The sequence below is a fragment of the Pedobacter paludisoli genome, from assembly GCF_052344095.1.
GTDB lineage: Bacteria > Bacteroidota > Bacteroidia > Sphingobacteriales > Sphingobacteriaceae > Pedobacter.
In genome coordinates this window covers 3,725,325-3,745,026 of sequence record NZ_CP179926.1, presented here as the reverse complement: position 1 = coordinate 3,745,026, position 19,702 = coordinate 3,725,325, and the positions used below count along the sequence as shown (strand labels likewise).

The 19,702-nt window shown below is 38.4% G+C and carries 22 protein-coding genes; 12 read left to right on the top strand and 10 right to left on the bottom strand.

The window, feature by feature from the left end:
- Positions 1–315: a carboxypeptidase regulatory-like domain-containing protein gene (locus ACJVDK_RS15415; protein WP_443937557.1), complete on the bottom strand. Its 315-nt coding sequence runs from the start codon at positions 313–315 to the stop codon at positions 1–3.
- Positions 316–779: 464 nt separating this feature from the next.
- On the opposite strand from ACJVDK_RS15415, the gene ACJVDK_RS15410 reads away from it, so the two are divergent.
- Positions 780–1,316 carry an AAA family ATPase gene (locus ACJVDK_RS15410; RefSeq protein WP_443937556.1) on the top strand — a complete coding sequence of 179 codons (537 nt, stop codon included), beginning with the start codon at positions 780–782 and terminating at the stop codon, positions 1,314–1,316.
- Positions 1,317–1,422: 106 nt separating this feature from the next.
- Here the strand turns inward: ACJVDK_RS15410 and ACJVDK_RS15405 are convergent, their stop codons facing one another.
- From ACJVDK_RS15405 to ACJVDK_RS15395, 3 genes are all read right to left on the bottom strand, one after another.
- Positions 1,423–3,090 (bottom strand): sodium/sugar symporter, encoded by a 1,668-nt coding sequence (locus ACJVDK_RS15405; protein ID WP_443937555.1) that lies wholly within the window; start codon positions 3,088–3,090, stop codon positions 1,423–1,425.
- Between the two features lie 131 nt (positions 3,091–3,221).
- On the bottom strand, positions 3,222–4,553 hold the full coding sequence (xylA, locus tag ACJVDK_RS15400; protein ID WP_443937554.1) for a xylose isomerase: 1,332 nt from the start codon (positions 4,551–4,553) through the stop codon (positions 3,222–3,224).
- Between the two features lie 54 nt (positions 4,554–4,607).
- Complete coding sequence (locus tag ACJVDK_RS15395) at positions 4,608–6,086, bottom strand: xylulokinase (protein WP_443937553.1); 1,479 nt, start codon at positions 6,084–6,086, stop codon at positions 4,608–4,610.
- 244 nt (positions 6,087–6,330) lie between these two features.
- On the opposite strand from ACJVDK_RS15395, the gene ACJVDK_RS15390 reads away from it, so the two are divergent.
- The 5 genes from ACJVDK_RS15390 to ACJVDK_RS15370 all read left to right on the top strand — a co-directional run bounded on the left by ACJVDK_RS15390 (position 6,331) and on the right by ACJVDK_RS15370 (position 8,957).
- Positions 6,331–6,666, top strand: coding sequence for a tRNA-binding protein (locus ACJVDK_RS15390; protein ID WP_443937552.1), 336 nt, complete (start codon positions 6,331–6,333; stop codon positions 6,664–6,666).
- 220 nt (positions 6,667–6,886) lie between these two features.
- Complete coding sequence (locus ACJVDK_RS15385) at positions 6,887–7,357, top strand: nucleoside deaminase (RefSeq protein ID WP_443937551.1); 471 nt, start codon at positions 6,887–6,889, stop codon at positions 7,355–7,357.
- Between the two features lie 135 nt (positions 7,358–7,492).
- On the top strand, positions 7,493–8,101 hold the full coding sequence (locus ACJVDK_RS15380) for a superoxide dismutase (RefSeq protein WP_443937550.1): 609 nt from the start codon (positions 7,493–7,495) through the stop codon (positions 8,099–8,101).
- 101 nt (positions 8,102–8,202) lie between these two features.
- Positions 8,203–8,667, top strand: coding sequence for a hypothetical protein (locus tag ACJVDK_RS15375; protein ID WP_443937549.1), 465 nt, complete (start codon positions 8,203–8,205; stop codon positions 8,665–8,667).
- Positions 8,668–8,723: 56 nt separating this feature from the next.
- A complete protein-coding gene (locus ACJVDK_RS15370; protein ID WP_443937548.1) occupies positions 8,724–8,957 on the top strand; it encodes a hypothetical protein in 234 nt (77 codons plus the stop codon).
- Between the two features lie 29 nt (positions 8,958–8,986).
- Here the strand turns inward: ACJVDK_RS15370 and ACJVDK_RS15365 are convergent, their stop codons facing one another.
- Together ACJVDK_RS15365 and fcl are read right to left on the bottom strand one after the other, a co-directional pair.
- Positions 8,987–9,919, bottom strand: a complete 933-nt coding sequence (locus ACJVDK_RS15365; RefSeq protein ID WP_443940064.1) for a LysR substrate-binding domain-containing protein — start codon at positions 9,917–9,919, stop codon at positions 8,987–8,989.
- Positions 9,920–10,034: 115 nt separating this feature from the next.
- On the bottom strand, positions 10,035–10,961 hold the full coding sequence (fcl, locus tag ACJVDK_RS15360) for a GDP-L-fucose synthase (RefSeq protein ID WP_443937547.1): 927 nt from the start codon (positions 10,959–10,961) through the stop codon (positions 10,035–10,037).
- A gap of 123 nt (positions 10,962–11,084) precedes the next feature.
- On the opposite strand from fcl, the gene trmB reads away from it, so the two are divergent.
- From trmB to ACJVDK_RS15340, 4 genes are read left to right on the top strand one after another with little or no spacing between them, the layout of a single operon-like run.
- Positions 11,085–11,735, top strand: a complete 651-nt coding sequence (gene trmB / locus ACJVDK_RS15355) for a tRNA (guanosine(46)-N7)-methyltransferase TrmB (RefSeq protein ID WP_443940063.1) — start codon at positions 11,085–11,087, stop codon at positions 11,733–11,735.
- A complete protein-coding gene (locus tag ACJVDK_RS15350) occupies positions 11,735–12,067 on the top strand; it encodes an MGMT family protein (RefSeq protein WP_443937546.1) in 333 nt (110 codons plus the stop codon). The genes trmB and ACJVDK_RS15350 overlap by 1 nt, the downstream gene beginning before the upstream one ends.
- Before the next feature lie 47 nt (positions 12,068–12,114).
- On the top strand, positions 12,115–12,462 hold the full coding sequence (locus tag ACJVDK_RS15345) for a carboxymuconolactone decarboxylase family protein (protein ID WP_443937545.1): 348 nt from the start codon (positions 12,115–12,117) through the stop codon (positions 12,460–12,462).
- A gap of 11 nt (positions 12,463–12,473) precedes the next feature.
- Entirely contained in the window at positions 12,474–13,040 is a 567-nt protein-coding gene (locus tag ACJVDK_RS15340; protein ID WP_443937544.1) for a DNA-3-methyladenine glycosylase I, read from the top strand.
- Between the two features lie 3 nt (positions 13,041–13,043).
- On the opposite strand, the gene ACJVDK_RS15335 is transcribed toward ACJVDK_RS15340, so the two are convergent.
- Positions 13,044–13,733 carry a hypothetical protein gene (locus tag ACJVDK_RS15335; RefSeq protein WP_443937543.1) on the bottom strand — a complete coding sequence of 230 codons (690 nt, stop codon included), beginning with the start codon at positions 13,731–13,733 and terminating at the stop codon, positions 13,044–13,046.
- A gap of 173 nt (positions 13,734–13,906) precedes the next feature.
- Between ACJVDK_RS15335 and polA the strand changes: the two genes are divergently transcribed.
- Positions 13,907–16,711 (top strand): DNA polymerase I, encoded by a 2,805-nt coding sequence (gene polA, locus ACJVDK_RS15330; protein ID WP_443937542.1) that lies wholly within the window; start codon positions 13,907–13,909, stop codon positions 16,709–16,711.
- Positions 16,712–16,819: 108 nt separating this feature from the next.
- The gene (locus ACJVDK_RS15325) at positions 16,820–17,149 is read left to right on the top strand and encodes a hypothetical protein (protein WP_443937541.1); all 330 of its coding nucleotides are present in this window, start codon (positions 16,820–16,822) and stop codon (positions 17,147–17,149) included.
- Between the two features lie 53 nt (positions 17,150–17,202).
- Here ACJVDK_RS15325 and ACJVDK_RS15320 read toward each other — a convergent pair whose 3' ends face one another.
- From ACJVDK_RS15320 to ACJVDK_RS15310, 3 genes are all read right to left on the bottom strand, one after another.
- On the bottom strand, positions 17,203–17,880 hold the full coding sequence (locus tag ACJVDK_RS15320; protein WP_443937540.1) for a metal-dependent hydrolase: 678 nt from the start codon (positions 17,878–17,880) through the stop codon (positions 17,203–17,205).
- A 29-nt stretch (positions 17,881–17,909) separates the two neighbouring features.
- Positions 17,910–18,215: a YbaB/EbfC family nucleoid-associated protein gene (locus ACJVDK_RS15315; protein WP_443937539.1), complete on the bottom strand. Its 306-nt coding sequence runs from the start codon at positions 18,213–18,215 to the stop codon at positions 17,910–17,912.
- Positions 18,216–18,401: 186 nt separating this feature from the next.
- Complete coding sequence (locus ACJVDK_RS15310; RefSeq protein WP_443937538.1) at positions 18,402–19,634, bottom strand: serine hydrolase domain-containing protein; 1,233 nt, start codon at positions 19,632–19,634, stop codon at positions 18,402–18,404.
- Positions 19,635–19,702: the final 68 nt, after the last annotated feature.

Sequence of the window (19,702 nt, the reverse complement as noted above, 5' to 3'; positions counted from 1 at the left end):
TTATTGCTGTAGTTTAATTTCACCCAAATCTGTTGTAGCACCGTCTTTTACAGCTACCTTTTCAATTGTCGCATCTTTATAGGGTGGGTTAGCTTTTACATAGACCGTATACACACCCTCCTTTAATTTACCAAAAACAAATGCTCCCTGACTTAATTGCGTACTTAAGGTATCCGTTTTGGATGCCAAAATTACGGTCGATGCCCCGTCCATTGGCACAATTTTCCCCATCATTCCACCTTCCCTGAAATTTGTAAATGCATAACCAATAAAGAGAATTACAAGGAGCGAAAGTATAATGCTAATCTTTTTCATAACCTGTTATAAATTCATACTGTATACTTTTAATAACACTTAACAGACGCAATAGTTTTGAAAAAAGAACACCCAAATCAATAACGTACTTTAAATTATACAGTGCCGTCGTCAGTCTTGTGTCTACACATGTAAAACACCTCTCATTTACTTAAGAAAAAACATCATAGATTACATGAAATACAAAGCATCTGAAATAAAACACTAAATAAGTAGTCATTATTTCGTCACGAAGTTGATACGTAGAAATTCTTGGCAGAAATGTTGCAATAAGCACAATGCGTTTACGTTTAGTAAATACTTTAGTTTGTTCTAAAGTCTCCTCGATGGAGTAGTTAACCATCAGAGGATTTTCTTCATAAATAGTTTGTTTGGTTTATTATCCGGTTGTAGGAGCCCTCCTCAACCGGATTTTTTGTTTAAAGCCATTTACCTACATTTGAATCTTATTTGACCCTAAGCGCATGCAGCAAAAGCCACTCAAGAAGATAGCCATTGTTGGCCCCGAAAGCACCGGAAAATCTACTTTATCTAAATTTTTAGCGAAAGAATACCATGTAAACTGGGTGCCGGAATATGCGCGTTACTATTGCGAGAAAGTAAACCCTCCGTATTCTTTGCAAGATGAGGCCAATATGTTTTATGGTCAACTTGCTTTAGAAACAGCCATTGCATCGGTTGCCACGAGCGATTTTATCATTTGCGACACCACTTTTATTACGGTGAAAATCTGGAGCGATGAGATGTTCGGAGAAACGCCTCAAGTTGTACTCGATGCACTTCCAGAATATCCATATGATTTATACTTGTTACTGGATATTGATTTACCTTGGCAAGATGACCCCTTGCGCGATTTTCCGAATCAACGGGAGCATTTTATGGAAGTTTGGCATCAAGAGCTTCAAGCACTTGCTGCAACTTACGTTGTAATTAACGGACTTGGTGCTGAACGGGAACAAAATGCGATGAAAGCTATTAATGCTTTTTTAGCCAACAGGTAAAAACCTCAAAAGCAACGGAGAACTAGCTCCCCCTTAAACTTCCATAAACAAAAAAGGCTCTCTGATTTCTCAGAAAGCCTTACATATAGTTTGTTTAGTTGGTTGTTTACCAGAATATTGAGTAAAGCGCCACAAGTATACCAATTACAAATAAAGAGCCTACAGCAAATGAAGGATGAACTTTAAACATACTGCTGTCCACCTCTAATCCATTTGATTTATCTCCTTTACTGTTCTCGAACATACTAATTGCATACATTACAACAATACAAATAACGAACACAAAACCCATACGATCTAGGAATGGGATTTCGTAAATTCCTTCTGCATTGGCAACTGCAAAACCTGAGTCGTGTAGGAAAGATAAATCCATCATCCCCGGTAAAAACTTGAATAGTACCGACAATCCGAAGCCACCAATGGTAGCAAATAATGCGGCGTTAGAAGTTGTTTTTTTCCAGAAGAAACCTAAAATAAACATGGCAAAAATACCTGGGCTCACAAAACCTGTATATTCCTGAATAAACTCAAAACCACCTTTTTTATCAATACCTAAGAATGGAGAAATAATGATTGCAATAAACATAGCAACTACTACTACCCAACGTCCAGTTCTTACTAATTTAGCTTCAGAAGCTTCTTTATTTATATGTTTCTTAAAGATATCCAACGTATAGATCGTAGAAATACTATTAATTTTACCTGCCAATGAAGCTACAATTGCAGCAGTTAAAGCAGCAAAAGACAATCCTTTTAATCCTGTTGGTAAAATATTCAACAACGTTGGATAGGCTCTATCTGGGCGAAGTTCGCCACCTACTAACATTGAATGCGGATCAATACCTGTATTTTCTTTGTACAACATGTAAACTGCAATACCAGGCAAAACAACGATCAACGGCATTAAGAGTTTCAAAAACGCTGCAAATAAAATACCATTACGAGCTGTTTTTAAATCAGCCCCTAAAGCACGTTGTGTGATATATTGGTTACATCCCCAGTAGTTTAAGTTAACAATCCACATACCACCCAAAATTACCGTTAATCCTGGCAATGAAGCATAGTTTGCGCTATCATTCTTAAATATCATATGGAAATGATCCGGTGCCTTTTCACGTAAAAACGCCAATCCGTCTAACACTCCGTTACCACCAAAATGGTCGCTAACTAAATTTAAAGCTAAATAGGTAGTAGCCAAACCTCCAAAGATCAAGAAAGCTACTTGAATTACATCGGTGTAGCCAATTACTTTCATTCCGCCTAGTGCAATAACTACCGAAAACAACGCTAAGCCTGCCATACAATACCAAAAACCAATTCCTGAAATACTGCTTACGGCTAATGCTCCAAGATAAAGGATTGAGGTTAAGTTTACAACCACGTATAACAGTAACCAGAACACCGCCATAATCATCGCAACGGTACTGTTATAGCGTTGACTTAAGAATTGAGGCATGGTGTAAATTTTGTTTTTTAGATACACCGGAATAAAGAATACTGCGACAATAATCAACGTTGCAGCAGCAATCCACTCATAGGCAGAAATAGCTAAACCTAATTTGAATCCATCGCCACTCATGGCAACAAACTGCTCCGCACTAATATTAGACGCAATTAACGATGTACCAATTGCCCACCAAGTAAGGGAACCTTCAGCCAGGAAATAATCCTTGCTGTCCATTTGCGCTTGCTTTTTTCGGCGGTAAATCCAGAAGCCATACACGGCCACAACCGCAAAGTAGGCTAGAAAAATAATGTAATCTGTAACTTTCATTTAGAAGGTTTATTTGGTTTAGGGGTTAAATGTAATAAAATCATCAAATAAAATATTTTTTTTTAACAAAAAAAATGTCTTGATGACAGTTATTCATAAAAAAGAGGGGCTCATACCCCTCTTTCTATATGTTAAATATATCTGTTAATTAAATTCTCAAGGTATTCTTGTTTACCGCTGCGTACTTCTGGTTCGCCTTGCTCAGCGGCATAATTTCTTAAATCTTCTAGACTTAATTTTCCTTGTTCAAATTCCGCACCTTTTCCGCTATCAAAAGATGCGTAACGTTCGGTTCTGATTTTTTTATAATCTGATTTTTGAAGAATGGCATCTGCTGTAATCAAGGCACGGGCAAAAATATCCATCCCACCGATGTGGGCATAGAATAAATCTTTTTGATCGGTTGAGTTACGACGGATTTTCGCGTCGAAGTTTACGCCTCCACCTTGTAGACCTCCACCTTCTAAGATGATTAACATAGATTCTGTTAATTCGTTGATGTCGTTTGGAAATTGGTCGGTATCCCATCCGTTTTGGTAATCACCACGGTTGGCATCAATTGAACCCAACAATCCATTGTCGACAGCCACTTGCAGTTCGTGCTGAAAGGTATGGCCAGCTAAAGTTGCGTGATTAACTTCCAAATTCAATTTAAAGTCGTTCAACAAATCGTATTTCTGTAAAAAACCAGTAACCGTTGCTGCATCGTAATCGTATTGATGTTTAGAAGGCTCACATGGTTTTGGCTCAATAAAGAAAGTGCCTTTAAAGCCTTGCTTACGTGCATAATCTTTTGCGGTGTGTAAGAACTTTGCTAAATGTTCTTGTTCGCGTTTCATATTGGTATTCAACAAACTCATGTAACCTTCACGACCACCCCAGAACACGTAATTTTCACCCCCTAAGGCGATGGTTGCATCCAAAGCTGCTTTTACTTGTGCGCCACCATGTGCTAACACATGAAAATCAGGATTGGTTGAAGCTCCATTCATATAGCGTTGGTGACTGAACAAATTAGCGGTACCCCAAAGTAATTTCACACCACTTTCAGCTTGTTTTTGCTTGGCATATTCTACCAAAGCTTGTAATCGACGTTCGTTTTCTACCACGTTATCAGTATAATCTACCACGTCCACATCATGGAAACAGTAATACGGAATTTGCATTTTTGTAATAAACTCAAACGCGGCGTCCATTTTATCTTTTGCACGCTCAACGGCATCACTTTTTTGATCCCAAGGGAATACGTGCGTGGCCCCACCAAATGGATCAGCTCCGTTTCCATTGAATGAATGCCAATATGCACACGCAAATTTAAAGTGCTCGTTCATGGTTTTTCCGGCAACTACTTTCGTTGCATCGTACCATCTAAAAGCTAATGGATTATCGCTTTCCAAACCTTCGTATTTGATTTGGTCAATTCCTTTGAAAAATTCGTTTGCTCCTGTTACTACTTTTGTCATTGTATTTGATTTTATACGTTCCTTAATTATACATCTTTGTTGGGTTTACCCCGATTAATTTAACTTTTTCACTACTAATTCTTTCCATGCTTCATACACCGGCTCATAAGCTTCGGAATTTTTTGGATGGATAACTTTGAGTACTTCGTGATGAGTAAATGCTTCTTCTGCATTTTTAAAAATACCCGCACCAATACCTGCCCCTAATGCTGCGCCCACACTACCATCGTTTTCATAAAGCTCTACAGGAATACCGGTTACATCCACAAAGGTTTGTGCAAATAAATCGCTTAAAAATAAATTCGCCTTCCCCGCTCTAATCACGCTAGGCTTCATGCCGTTTTCGCGCATGATATCGAGCCCATAACGAAATGAAAATGCAATCCCTTCCTGCACCGCTCTAAAAATACTTGCTTGGTTATGTGTATTTAAATCGATACCTGAAAATTGAGCGCCGGTATAGCGATTGTTCAACATGCGCTCCGAGCCGTTCCCGAAAGGCAATACTTTTAAACCATTACTGCCAATTGGCGCCGAAGCGGCAAGAACATTTAAATCGGCATAACTTACCGTCGGTGCGAAGGTATGTTTTGCCCAGCGGTATAAGCTCCCAACTCCATTGATACACAAAAGGACACCTGTGTGTTTTTCTTCAGGTGTATACGTTACATGCGCAAAAGTGTTTACACGCGATTGCGAATCATAGGTTAAATTATCACTTACACCATAAATTACACCAGAGGTACCAGCGGTTGCGGCTACTTCACCAGGTTTTAACACATTTAAAGACAAGGCATTATTTGGCTGATCGCCCGATTTATACGAAACCGGAATCCCCTTGGTTAAACCTAAAAGTTGCGCGGCTTCTTCTGTTAAATATGCGTGTTCCGAAAAAAGTGGTTTTATTTCTGGGATTAGGTTTTTATCTAAGTCATAGTAAGCCATTACTTCCTCTGATACTTGGTCTTTTCTAAAATCCCAAAAAATCCCTTCTGATAAAGCGGCAATGCTGGTGCTAATTTCTCCAGTCAGTTTCATGGCTAAGAAATCGCCGGGCAGCATAATCTTATCTATTTGCTGATAAATTTCAGGCTCGTTGTTTTTTACCCAAGCCAATTTAGAGGCGGTAAAATTTCCCGGAGAGTTCAATAAACTATGCAGGCAATTATCGCCGCCAATGGACTCAAAGGCTTGCTCTCCTAATTCAACGGCACGACTATCACACCAAATAATACTATCGCGCAGCACATTTTGCGCCTTATCAACTACCACCAAACCATGCATTTGGTACGCAATACCAATTGCTTTTATTTCCTCAGGCTTAAACAATCCTGAAGCATTTACTTTCAATATAGCCTTCTTTGCATTTTCCCACCAATCGGTTGGCGATTGTTCGGCCCAACCCGGATGAACAGATTTAATTTCTGCCTCCACTTCAGGGTATTGTGCAGTTACCACACTCCTTTGCGTTTCTACATCTACAACTGCAACTTTGATAGACGACGTGCCTATATCAATACCTAATAAATACATATTTCTCTTCTTTTTTCTATTTGGTTATGCAAACGGTTGCATAAAGATAGTCGTAAATTTATTACTCGCAAATTTTTTATCAAATTCTGCACAAAATATTAGGCCAATAAGATATAATCAACACGGAATGAGCCAAAAGCATGCTATGCAATCGTTTGCAAAAAACATTTATAATTAATGATTCCTTTTTTATAAGTCGCTTATTTATTGTTTACATTTGTTACACACCTTATAAACGAATTCTATGCAACAAATAAATTGGGATGATTTTGAAAAAGTTGAATTAAGAGCCGGTACCATTTTAGCCGTTTTGGATTATCCCGAAGCGAGAAAACCAGCGTATAAAGTTCAGGTAGATTTTGGTGAATTTGGTATAAAAACCAGCAGTGCACAAATCACCAAACATTATCGCCCCGAAGAATTAATTGGGAAACAAATCATCGGCGTGATCAATTTTCCAAAAAAGCAAATTGGAAAATTCATGTCAGAATTTTTAGTTACCGGTTTTGCCGATGAAAACGGCGACATTATTTTAACGACTCTAGCCGGAAAAGTACCCAATGGGAGTAAAATGATGTAATGAAGGAAGGTAGAAAGCAGAAAGGTAGAAGGTGGAATGTTTGAGGGCTTATCTAATTCAACCAATTTTCCAAATGCATCGCTTTGCGAAAAGCTTTACGTGCTTTTGAGATAAAAACTCCACCTTTCCATAAGCCTTAAATTTCCGTAGCAAAAGAATCGTCGTTTTGCAAAACAATCAACAACTAAAAAACTAATTAACCAGTTAGTATCTTTACGGCATGAGTTTTTATAATTTCGAAGAGAACAATCCAGCGGCTGAAGACATCCACTACATGAAGCTAGCTTTGGTAGAGGCTGAAAAAGCTATGGCCGAAAACGAAATTCCAATTGGCGCAATTGTGGTTTGCAAAAATCGAATTATTGGTAGAGGGTATAACCTTACCGAGCGTTTCAACGATGTAACGGCACATGCCGAAATGCAGGCATTTACTTCCGCAGCACAAACCATTGGCGGAAAATACTTGAAAGACTGCACGCTTTATGTTACTATTGAACCATGTGTGATGTGTGCAGGCGCCAGTTACTGGACGCAAATCAGCCGCATTGTGTATGGCGCTAGAGAGGAGAAACGAGGATTCATCTCAAAAAATGCTTCGCTGCTACATCCCAAAACCGAATTAAAAGGCGGGGTTATGGCTGAAGATTGCGCGGCATTAATGAAGCGTTTTTTTGCCAGCAAACGGAAATAAATATCGTTCTGAAAAGCATGCGAGTTTTAACAACTATATTTTACAACAATTAAACATTGGTTTAAACAAAAATTAGCCTTTGAATGTTATATTTGCTTCAAGAAACATTTTTTTAAATCTATTAATCCAAATATTATGGCTTTTGAATTACCTGCGTTACACTACGCAACAGACGCATTAGAACCGCATATTGATAAAACAACCATGGAAATCCACCATGACAAACACCATCAAGCTTATGTTACCAACTTAAACAAAGCTTTAGAAGGTAAAGACGGTGCAAATGCAAAAATCGAAGACATTATTACCAATATTTCGAAATATCCAGCTGCTGTTAGAAACAACGGTGGTGGTCACTATAACCACTCTTTATTCTGGACTATCTTAGGGCCAAACAAAGGTGGCGAGCCTACTGGCGATTTAGCAAAAGCAATTAACGAAGCTTTTGGTTCATTTGCTGAATTAAAAACTAAAATGCAAGAAGCTGGTGCTACTCGTTTTGGTTCAGGTTGGGCTTGGTTATCAGTTGGTGCAGATAAAAAACTTCAAGTTTCTTCAACGCCAAATCAAGATAATCCTTTAATGGATGTTGCTGAAGTAAAAGGTCAGCCAATTTTAGGTATCGACGTTTGGGAGCACGCTTACTATTTAAAATACCAAAACAAACGCCCTGATTACTTAGCGGCTATTTGGAATGTTGTTAACTGGGATGCTGTTGCTGAATTGTACAAAAAAGCATTGTAATAACCCTTAATTACTTTAAAAGCCTGCAAATTATACCATTTGCAGGCTTTTATGTTTTCAGATAAATTGATACCTTCGTTACATATTAAATTTTCTACAAAATGAAGCACCTTCTATTTTCAGTTTTACTTTTCATTGGATTAAGCGGAATTGCACATGCACAACAACCTAATAAAATGCCTACTCCTGCAGAAATCGCTAAAAAAAATGTAGACGACCTGGATAAAAGACTTAAATTGAACGACACGCAAAAAAGCATTATTTACAGCTATACTTTCAATCAAGCAAAAGAGCAGAACGATTTAATTAAAAGGCAACAGGCTGGAAATTCAAGAGAAGATGACGTTGATAAATTTTACAAACTTCAAAACGAAACTTCACAAAAAATTCGTGAGGTGTTAAAAGGAGAACAACAAACAGAGTACGATAAAATTATTGAAGAGCGTTTAAGCGGAATTACAGACAAAACCAAAAAGAAGAAAAAGAAAAAAAATGAAGAGGAAGAAGCCCCTAGCGACATCAAGGGATTATTGTCTGCTCCACCACTAGAAAAACAAGATCAGTAAGCCTGACTAAAGGTATACCAATTGGCAACTTTTAGCATCCCTTAATCTTTACCGAAATGCCAGAAATACTTGTTGGAATTGTTGTTTTAGGGCTGTTGCTCTCACCACAAATTTTAGCGGGCTGCCTAGCCCAAAGAACTGGTCGCAATTTTTGGTTTTGGTTTTTCATTTCCTTTCTCATACCTATCATATCACTTATTATCCTCATCATGATGGAAGATAAAAATCCCGAAGTGAAAAGTTATAAACTCGCGGATCATTTAAAACGAAGTGAAGGAGATTCCATTTAAAAAGATTAAAAAATTCTATTGAATTCGCCTTAAATATCGATAATATCTTTTTTCTTTTTTTGTTTCATTGTTTTCGGTACTACTTCTAAAATCTCTTCTTTCAAGGCATTTAACATACGCATTTTGATGAAATTTTTATGGGTAACCAAACTAATTTCGCGTACAGGTTCAGGCGATTTAAAATAGCGCACTTTAGCGCTTTGCTTGGTTGTTAATTCAGAAATTGCTAGCTCAGGTAACAAGGTTGCTCCTCCGTTTAAATCTACCATCCGAATCAACGTTTCTACGCTACCGGTATTGTATTCCAATCCTTGTAATTTATGGTTTCTTGAAGTACGGCAAATATTCAAAACCTGATTCCGCATGCAATGTCCTTCGTTTAAGAGCCAGATATTTTCATCATTTAAATCTTCCGCATTAACAGCCTTCTTTTTATACAGTTTACTTTCTTTACTCAAATAACTCACAAAATTCTCGTAGTACAATGGCGCTTCCAAGATATTAGCCTCCGCTAATGGAGTGGCTAAAATACCGCAATCAATTACCCCGGTTTTCAAATGATGGATGATATCCTCTGTGGTATACTCCCAAATTAAGAGTTTCAAATCCGGATATTTTTCCATCATAGCTGCAATTACCTTCGGCAATAAATAGGGCGCAACTGTTGGTATAACCCCAATGCGCAATTCGCCCAAAACATCCTGCTGTTGACTGCTTATTAGCTCTTTAATTTTTCCGCTTTCTTGCAGTATTACGCGCGCTTGCGCAATAACCTGAATCCCAATTTCAGTGGGTGTTACCGGTTGCTTGCTTCTGTCAAATAAACGAACGTTTAACAACTCTTCGAGTTTCTGAATCTGCATACTCAAAGTTGGCTGCGTTACAAAACAATTTTCGGCTGCGGCCACAAAACTTCTGTAGGTATCTACCGCAACGATGTATTCAAGCTGCACAAGCGTCATATAATTAAAATTGATTGATGTTATCAAATATATAAATTTTAACTATAGATAAAAATTAAAAGCAAAAGGGTCGAGAAATAAATCCTGACCCTTCATTTATCTTATTTTAAAAGGCTTACAGCTTACTTAAAAAATCTTCATAAGCTAGAGCAATTCCTTCTGGCAATTCTATTTTATGTTTCCAACCGAAATTATTCAGTTTACTTACATCCATCAATTTACGTGGGGTACCATCTGGTTTTGTGGCATCAAATACCAACTCTCCATCGTAACCTAACACATCCTTAATTAGCAAAGCTAAATCTTTAATGGTTAAATCACTTCCTGTTCCAATATTAATTAAATTAGGCTCGTTATAATTTTCCATTAGGTAATAACAAGCGTCTGCTAAATCATCGGCAAATAAAAATTCACGCATTGGCGAACCCGAACCCCAAACCACTACTTCTTTCTCATTGTTTACTTTTGCCTCATGTACTTTACGAATTAAGGCTGGTAACACATGCGAATTCTGAGGGTGGTAATTATCGTTATATCCGTATAAATTTGTTGGCATCACCGAGATGAAATTGCACCCATACTGATCACGGTATGCATCGCACATTTTTATTCCGGCAATTTTAGCTATCGCATACGGCTCATTGGTGTGCTCTAATGTTCCGGTTAACAAATACTCCTCTTTCAAGGGTTGTAGAGCCATTTTAGGATAAATACAACTAGAACCTAGAAACATGAGTTTCTTTACGCCGTTTACATATGCGCTGTGAATCACATTGTTTTGAATGGCTAAATTTTCATACAGAAAATCGGCACGGTAAGTATTATTGGCTACAATACCCCCTACTTTTGCAGCTGCTAGAAAAACATAATCGGGCTTTTCTTGCGCAAAAAAATCCGCTACCGCTTGTTGATTCCGTAAATCCAATTCGGCAGATGTTTTAACCAATAAATTCTCAAATCCTTCTTTTTGCAGTTTGCGATAAATAGCTGAACCAACCATTCCTCGGTGGCCGGCAATAAATATTTTAGCGTTCTTTTCCAATGATGACTTTTTTTGCCCTAAAAATACAAAAAAACCAAACAAGTATGGGCAGCTTGCTTTGAAAAAGTTTAACACCAACGTGTTGTTACCAAATAAGATTGCTTAAATTTGCAGAAAAAAGAATTGGGTAAAGATAAACTTAGACGTTTTGCAGAGATAGGCACTTTTGCAAATGTATATGAACTAGAAGAAGGGCAGCCTTTAAAAGGCGATTGGGCAAATAAAGCTTTTCAAAATAACCATCCGGTAGTGTTAGAACTCGCTTGCGGTAAAGGCGAATACACGGTAAATTTAGCCAAGTTATTCCCTGAAAAGAATTTCATCGGAATTGACTACAAAGGAAATAGAATTTGGAGGGGAGCAAAAACAGCGCTTGACGAAGGCATTCATAACGTTGCCTTCTTGCGCATTCAAATTGAAAATCTATTAGACTACTTCGGCAGTAATGAGATTGACGAGATTTGGATTACATTTCCAGATCCACAACCTCAAGATAGCAGAGAAAAAAAGCGTTTAACTTTTCCAGGTTTTTTAAATCGATACAAAGAAGTTTTAAAAAAAGGCGGCAAGGTTAATTTAAAAACCGATAACGACGATTTATACGCCTACACCTGCGAAAAGGTGCAAGAACTCGGTTTAATTGTGCATAAAAACACGGATCATTTATACACTTCTGATTTGGTGGATGATGTTTTACGCATCAAAACCTATTACGAAAAGAAATACTTGCTTCACGATAAAAACATTAATTACATTCAATTTTCTTTTGAATAATGAATACAAATTTTTACGAACAGGTATATGAGGTTGTCCGCTTAATTCCGAAAGGAAGAGTGACGTCTTATGGAGCCATCGCTAAAAGTTTAGGCGCGGCCAAATCATCGCGTATGGTTGGCCATGCCATGAGTTATGCCGGAACAGCATATCCACAAGTTCCGGCACATCGTGTAGTCAACAGCAGCGGTCTTTTAACCGGAAAGTTTCATTTTAATCCTCCGGAGCTTATGATCGACCTATTAAACGCAGAAGGAATTGAAGTAAAAAACGATAAAATTGTTCATTTCAAAAAAGTGTTTTGGGATCCGCTTCAAGAAATAAACCTGTAATTCACCAGCGCTCTCTCAAACATTCACACACCTAAATTTCAACCAGCATGGGCAAACTTGTAGAAGAATTTAACGACTATCGTGAAAAAATGAACGATAGAATAATGGAAACCGCGAACACCAACATCAAACGCTTTTTTGCATTGGACACCACCTCGTATGCCGAAGGTGCTTTATCGGTTAAAACAAAAGAAATGTTAGGCTTGGTTGCTTCTATGGTTTTACGCTGCGACGATTGTATTAAGTACCATTTAGGCAAATGCTTTGACGCCGGCGTGAACAGCGATGAAATGAACGAGATTTTTATGATTGCCAATTTAGTGGGCGGATCAATTGTTATTCCGCACTACCGAAGAGCGGTAGAATATTGGGATGAACTAAATTCTAAAGCGTAATTCACTTACCTATGACAACCGAAAACCAAATCCGCTGTAGCTGGGCTGGCACAGACCCTTTGTATATACGTTACCACGATGAAGAGTGGGGCAAGCCGGTATACGACGACAAAACATTGTTTGAATTTTTACTTTTAGAAGGTGCTCAAGCCGGGCTTAGCTGGATAACCATTCTTCGGAGAAGAGAAAACTATCGAAATGCCTTTGCACAGTTCGAGGTGGAAAAAGTGGCCAACTTTACGGAAGAAGATGTGGAGCGTCTTATGCAGGATGCGGGCATTATTCGTAATCGATTAAAAATAAACAGCGCTATCAAGAATGCGCAATTGTTTATCGAAATCCAAAAAGAATTTGGCAGCTTTTCGAAATACATTTGGGGGTTTATGCCGAATGAAAAACCTTTAATTAATCAGATAAAATCGATGGGCGAAGTTCCGGCACGCACCGAAATTTCAGATACCATTAGCAAAAACATGAAGAAGCGTGGATTCAAATTTTTCGGCACGACCATTTGCTATGCCTTTATGCAAGCAACCGGCATGGTAAACGACCATCTCGTTACCTGTATAGCCCGTTAAAACCTATTTCTTTATCGCGTTATATTCCTGAACCAGATTAATCACATCTCTACTGTTAAAATCGCTTCCACTTTCTATTTTGGTTTTAACAGTAGCTTGATCGCCTAATTTTTGCAAAAGAATTGTTTTTACCTGTGCTTTTTGAGCATCATCGGTAATCGCCTTCATCGGAATCTCCTGCATGGGTCCGGTTCCGGGTTTCTCTAAGAAGTACTTAATTGCCGGAGCACCTGCAGGCTGCTCTGGCTCGGCGCTTCCTCCACCGCCAAAGCTTATTCCACCACCTAACCCTACGCCACCCATGCTTCCACCACCGGTACCTGTTCCAATTCCTATAGTCGGTCTAAACTTGGTTTTACTTTGCTTTGCAACCGGCATTAACCTTTCTCCACCAAAAGTGTACAAATTAACAGTCCCCAATTCGAGCACCTTTACAAATCGATAACTCAAATCATTTCTTCCGGCAAAGCCCTTACTGAGATAGCTATTCCCATTCCAGAAAAAACTCTTTACATCCTTCGCTAATAAAATAACATCCTTTTCATCATTTTCTCGGATATAAACCGAAAAGTAATCGGTTCCTTTTACGGTTCCGCGAATAACCGAATCGTCATTCTTAATCACAAAATCTTGTGCAGTTACCGAAAAGAAAGTTGTAATAAGTAAGCCTGCTAAAACGAATACTGTTTTCATATTAAAATTGATTTTTAAAATAACGCATTTTTCTGTGCATTTAACATAGCCTATAATTTTTTTATATTGCTTGTCTTAATTTACCTGTAATCTTTACCAAAAGGTTAACTTTGGTTAATTTATCACTTTTGCGCGCAAACACTATATGTGCACGCATATAACGATTTATTTTTATGAAAAAACTCTTTCTTTTAGATGGCATGGCCTTAATATACAGGGCACATTTTGCATTAAGTAAAAATCCACGGTTTACCTCTACGGGCGTCAATACTTCTGCCGTAATGGGCTTTACCAATACCTTGTTGGAATTACTAAAGAAAGAAAAACCAAGTCATCTGGCGGTCGTGTTCGATACAGCGGCGCCAACCGAAAGACACATCGAGTTTGAAGCATACAAAGCACATCGCGAGGCTATGCCCGAAGATTTATCGAAAGCATTGCCGTACGTAATCAAATTAATTGAAGGTTTTAATATTCCTGTTATTACCATGGACGGCTACGAGGCCGATGATATTATTGGTACCCTCGCTAAAAAAGCTGAGCAAAAAGGATATCAAGTATACTGCATGACTCCTGATAAAGATTTCGCACAGTTAGTTTCCGATAATATTTTCATTTACAAACCCGCACGTATGGGTAACGAAATGGAAATTTTAGGCGTAAAAGAAGTTTTAGCGAAATGGGAAATCGACAATGTATTGCAAGTAATTGATATTTTAGGTTTATGGGGCGATGCCGTTGACAATATCCCAGGGATTCCTGGAATTGGCGAAAAAACAGCCAAACTTTTAATCAAACAATTTGGCTCCATGGAAAACATCATCGCCAATGCCGACCAATTAAAAGGAAAGCAACGCGAAAATGTAGAGAATTTTGCCGAGCAAGGCTTAATCTCAAAAAAACTAGCTACTATTTTATTAAATGTTCCAATTGAATTAGATGAAGAAAGCCTCACCATGTGCGAACCCAACCGCGAAGTGCTTGAACCTCTTTTTGCAGAACTGGAATTCAGAACGCTTGGAAAACGTGTTTTTGGCGATGATTTTAGCGTGACCAGCGGTCAAGTTTTAGCTGGTACCCAAACCGATTTATTCAGTACTCCAACAAGCTCCGTAGTAAGCACTGTTATCGTTACAAATGAGGATGAGTTACCGTTGGGAGCTACTAAAAACATTGATAATACAGCACATCAATACGAATTAATTGACACAGCGGATAAACGGGCAGAATTAATCAATAAATTACTGGGTTTAGACAGAATTGCGTTCGATACCGAAACAACCGGAACCGATGCCAATCAAGTAGAACTGGTAGGTCTTTCTTTTTCAACACAGGTAGGTGAAGGCTTTTACATTCCCATTCCAGCAAATCAGGAAGAAGCACAAAGCATTGTTAATGAATTTAAACCGGTATTAGAAAACGACACCATCATTAAAATAGGGCAAAATATTAAATACGATATTTTGGTTTTAAAATGGTACGGAATTAATGTTAGTGGAAAACTCTTTGATACGATGTTGGCTCATTATTTAATTGACCCGGATACTCGGCACGGCATGGATGTATTGGCCGAAAACTATCTGGGATACAGCCCTATTTCTATTACCAAATTAATTGGCGCAAAAGGAAAAAATCAAGGCAATATGCGCGATGTTCCAGTAGCTGATGTGGTTGATTATGCCGCTGAAGACGCTGATATAACCTTGCAATTGGCCAACATTTTTGAACCCAAGTTAAAAGAGCTCAATGCAGCCAAACTTGCTGAGGAAATTGAAAACCCACTTATTTATGTACTCGCCGACATCGAAAAAGAAGGGGTACGCATTGATATTGAAACCCTCAAAAATTATTCTGCCGAGCTCGAAAAAGACATCAACAAATTTGAGCAAAATGTATATGAAAAAGCGGGTGTAAAATTTAACCTCGCTTCTCCAAAACAATTGGGTGAAGTGTTATTTGATAAACTTCAACTCGATCCAAAAGCAAAAAAGACAAAAACCGGCCAATACCAAACCGGTGAAGACGTGCTGTTGGCCTTAGCCAGTAAAAGCGACATTGTACAAGACATTTTAGATTTCAGACAATTGCAGAAATTAAAATCGACATATGTGGATGCTTTACCGCTAATGGTAAACCCCAAAACGGGGCGTGTGCACACCTCATACAACCAAGCTGTTGCGGCAACCGGTCGTTTAAGCTCTAACAACCCCAACTTACAGAACATTCCAATTCGTACAGAAAGAGGACGCGAAGTAAGAAAAGCCTTCATTGCCCGCGATGAAAACCACATTTTACTATCAGCCGATTATTCGCAAATAGAACTACGCATCATTGCGGATATTAGCAAAGAAGAAAACATGCTTGATGCCTTTAGCAAAGGAATCGATATTCATACCGCTACCGCTGCTAAAGTATATGGTGTAAGCATCGACGAGGTAACCAGCACACAACGAAGAAATGCAAAAGCCGTTAATTTTGGTATCATTTATGGTCAATCGGCATTTGGCTTATCACAAAATTTAGGTATCCCGCGTAAGGAAGCGGCCGAAATAATTGAACAATATTTCGCACAATATCCGGGCATACAACGGTATATGAGCGATACCATGAACTTTGCCCGCGAAAACGGGTTCGTTCAAACCATCATGGGGCGTCGCCGCTATTTAAGAGATATTAACTCTGCAAATGCAACCGTAAGGGGCTTTGCCGAACGAAATGCCATCAACGCGCCTATTCAAGGTTCTGCAGCCGACATGATTAAGATTGCTATGATTAACATTCATCAGGATATGAAAGCGCAGAAGCTTCAATCGACCATGACAATGCAGGTGCATGATGAGCTTGTATTCGATGTTTTAAAAACAGAAAAAGAGGCCATGAAAGCCATTATTTTAGAACGTATGCCAAATGCCATTAAAACAACTGTACCAATTGTTGTCGAAATTGGCGAAGGAGATAATTGGTTAGCAGCACATTAATTTTTTTTAACAAACATAAATCGCAATAATTTAATTCCTTATCTTCATATAATCTTCATCCCAAGTTTTCAATTTTATATCAATAAAAACGAGTAAATTAAAAAGGACATGAAAAAATTAGCAAGCTTATTTGCCATCGTTGCATTTGGAATATCTGCAGCTTTTGCACAAACACCAGCAACTACTGTTGCAAAAAAAACAGCCAAACACGAGGCTAAAAAAGAAGTTAAATCGGCAAAATCAGATGTAAAAAAATCTGTAACGCCTGCAAAGACCAGTACTCCCGCAGCAAAAACAAAAGCTGATGGAACACCCGACATGCGTTACAAAGAAAATAAAGATGCAGCAAAGGCAGCGCCAAGCGGACCTAAAAAAGCCGACGGAACACCTGATATGCGCTATAAAGAAAATAAAACAACCACCAAAAAGAACAAATAGTGGTTCTAAAAAAAGCTTGCTTCTTTACAAATCAGAAGCAAGCTTTTTTTATTTTATAACGTAATTGTTTCGCCAATCGCTGGAAGCAATAAGGTTTTACCCTCTCGCTTAAATTTATCTAGCGCTATTTGCGAGTCAATTTCAATCACCGGAAAAGTATTGTAATGCACACCAATTACCTTATTGCACTGAATATATTTAGTAGCAATAATGGCATCATCCACATCCATAGTATAATTTCCTCCGATTGGTAGAATAGCATAATCAAGCTTATAAATATCTGCCAATACCTTCATTTCAATGGTTAAACCGGTATCGCCAGCAAAGTATATCTGAAAACCGTCTACCTCCAGCACAAAACCTGCCGGATTTCCTCCATAACTACCATCTGGCAAACCTGATGAGTGCGTAGCAGGCACCATTCGTACAGTTCCCCAATCAAAGGTAAACTTACCATAATTCATCCCATGCACGAGCTCTACACCTTGTTTTTGCACCCAATCTGCAATCTCTGCCATCGCAATAACGGTAGCATTGGTTTGCTTAGCCAATTCAATTAAGTCGGCTACATGATCTGCATGACCATGGCTCACCAAAATATAATCAGCCTCTATTCCCTTCTTATCAATGTGTTTTGCTAAAGGGTTATGTGAAATAAAAGGGTCGAAAAGCAATTTCTTACTCGCTGTTTCTAACAAGAAACACGATTGTCCGTAATACGTATATTTCATGATGTATAAATTTAAATAGAGATTACCGATTAAGCACCAAACATACCACCCAAACCGCCAAGCATATCTTTAGCAGACGACTGCATTTCTGCGGCACTTACTTGTTCTGCATTTACCAATGTTTTATTAATTGCAGTTAAAAGCAGCTCTTCAAGTTCTTCTCTATCGGCCTGCTTAAAAAACGTTTCATCAATATCAATTGCCTTAATTACTTTATTTGCCGTAGCAGTAATTTTAATCGCTCCATTTTCTACCTCGCCAAACACCGAAATCGTATCCAGACGCTTTTTTATTTCTTCGGCCTTTTGTTGAGCCGCAAACAATTTATCAAGCATAGTTATTTTTTTTAGTCAATACAAAGCTAATACATTTTGCTTTCATATTAATTCTTTAGCCTTTTGAAAAGCAATACTCCGGCATCTAACAAGCGTTCGTCCCGTTTTCTGCTAAATGTTGCGAAAAACAACATAATCGCTGCACCCGGGTTTAGTTAAGCTCTGCACCTGCAAAAAAAAGGAAGCCTAATCCTCGTCACTACCCGGTAAACTACCATTTCCGTGATACGCACCTTTCCTGATGACTGGCATATCAAAATGCTTGTACAAATCATCCAAATGCATCAAGCTGCCGTTGGTTAAATTACCCAGAAAAACAATCACAATATTTTTATCCAAATCACGCACATAAATATGGCGAAAACCATGCCACCAACCCGTATGATACACCACTTTATCCATTCCTTTACCATCAAACATTCGCCATCCATAACCGTAATTAAAATGACCATTTACTGGCGGATTACGCGGTACATAAGCCGTATCTAAACTTTTTTTCGTCAATAAACGTTCATTCTTCAAATACTTATCATATAGCAATAAATCCTGAACAGTACTGTAAATTCCTTTATCACCCACAGGGCCATCCAAGAAGTTTTGTACCACCGAATAGCGCCACGTACGGTCATGCCCCACCACATCAACAGGTATTTTCGGATAAACCGTGGTCGAGTACACATGCGTATGTTTCATCCCGGCAGGTTTAAACACATGCTCCATCATATAATCGGCATAGGTTTTACCCGTTACTTTTTCTATAATGGCCGCTAAAACCATGAAATTCGAATTGTTATAGTGAAATTTTTGGTCAGGAGCCATGTAGCGGTTTGGTTTATACTCAGCAATCACGTTCATCACATCTTGATTACTGACCCCCTTTTTCATATCACGGTGCTCTTTGCGCCAAATTCCATCAATAAAATACACGTAATTCATCATCCCACTTCTGTGCGACAACAACAACTTAACGGTAACTCCCTCGTATGGAAAATTTGGAAAAAATTTCTTTACATTATCGTTTAACGACAATTTACCAGCCTCAACCAATTGCATAATGGCCACACCGGTAAAGGTTTTAGTGATGGAAGCCAGTTCAAACTCCGAACCAATTTTGAGGCTATCGCGATGCAAATAATCGGCCCAACCAATGGCCTTTTGATATAAAATTTTTCCATCTTTTGCCACCAGCATGTTTCCATTGAAACCATATTTACGGTGCAGATTATCTACAAAATTCGCGATCCATTTATCGCCCTTTTCAGGGTTGTAAACCAATAAAAGACTATCAGCCTTATCGTCTTCCTTTATACGAATTTTCTTATCGGCAGCCTTTTGTTGCTCGGTCTTTTTTGTGTTGTTACATGCCGTTAATATAGTTGCTGAGAGCGCAATTGCTGAACATAATTGTTTAAAATTCATTAAAATCAGGGTAGCTGTGTTTAAAACCCGAAAATTAAAGATTTTAACCATTTAAAACAGTAAAGAGT

Coding starts and splice junctions, on each gene's coding strand:
- ACJVDK_RS15415 (WP_443937557.1), bottom strand. CDS start 315: ATGAAAAAGATTAGCATTATACTTTCGCTCCTTGTAATTCTCTTTATT.
- ACJVDK_RS15410 (WP_443937556.1), top strand. CDS start 780: ATGCAGCAAAAGCCACTCAAGAAGATAGCCATTGTTGGCCCCGAAAGC.
- ACJVDK_RS15405 (WP_443937555.1), bottom strand. CDS start 3,090: ATGAAAGTTACAGATTACATTATTTTTCTAGCCTACTTTGCGGTTGTG.
- xylA (WP_443937554.1), bottom strand. CDS start 4,553: ATGACAAAAGTAGTAACAGGAGCAAACGAATTTTTCAAAGGAATTGAC.
- ACJVDK_RS15395 (WP_443937553.1), bottom strand. CDS start 6,086: ATGTATTTATTAGGTATTGATATAGGCACGTCGTCTATCAAAGTTGCA.
- ACJVDK_RS15390 (WP_443937552.1), top strand. CDS start 6,331: ATGCAACAAATAAATTGGGATGATTTTGAAAAAGTTGAATTAAGAGCC.
- ACJVDK_RS15385 (WP_443937551.1), top strand. CDS start 6,887: ATGAGTTTTTATAATTTCGAAGAGAACAATCCAGCGGCTGAAGACATC.
- ACJVDK_RS15380 (WP_443937550.1), top strand. CDS start 7,493: ATGGCTTTTGAATTACCTGCGTTACACTACGCAACAGACGCATTAGAA.
- ACJVDK_RS15375 (WP_443937549.1), top strand. CDS start 8,203: ATGAAGCACCTTCTATTTTCAGTTTTACTTTTCATTGGATTAAGCGGA.
- ACJVDK_RS15370 (WP_443937548.1), top strand. CDS start 8,724: ATGCCAGAAATACTTGTTGGAATTGTTGTTTTAGGGCTGTTGCTCTCA.
- ACJVDK_RS15365 (WP_443940064.1), bottom strand. CDS start 9,919: ATGACGCTTGTGCAGCTTGAATACATCGTTGCGGTAGATACCTACAGA.
- ACJVDK_RS15350 (WP_443937546.1), top strand. CDS start 11,735: ATGAATACAAATTTTTACGAACAGGTATATGAGGTTGTCCGCTTAATT.
- ACJVDK_RS15345 (WP_443937545.1), top strand. CDS start 12,115: ATGGGCAAACTTGTAGAAGAATTTAACGACTATCGTGAAAAAATGAAC.
- ACJVDK_RS15340 (WP_443937544.1), top strand. CDS start 12,474: ATGACAACCGAAAACCAAATCCGCTGTAGCTGGGCTGGCACAGACCCT.
- ACJVDK_RS15335 (WP_443937543.1), bottom strand. CDS start 13,733: ATGAAAACAGTATTCGTTTTAGCAGGCTTACTTATTACAACTTTCTTT.
- polA (WP_443937542.1), top strand. CDS start 13,907: ATGAAAAAACTCTTTCTTTTAGATGGCATGGCCTTAATATACAGGGCA.
- ACJVDK_RS15325 (WP_443937541.1), top strand. CDS start 16,820: ATGAAAAAATTAGCAAGCTTATTTGCCATCGTTGCATTTGGAATATCT.
- ACJVDK_RS15320 (WP_443937540.1), bottom strand. CDS start 17,880: ATGAAATATACGTATTACGGACAATCGTGTTTCTTGTTAGAAACAGCG.
- ACJVDK_RS15315 (WP_443937539.1), bottom strand. CDS start 18,215: ATGCTTGATAAATTGTTTGCGGCTCAACAAAAGGCCGAAGAAATAAAA.
- ACJVDK_RS15310 (WP_443937538.1), bottom strand. CDS start 19,634: ATGAATTTTAAACAATTATGTTCAGCAATTGCGCTCTCAGCAACTATA.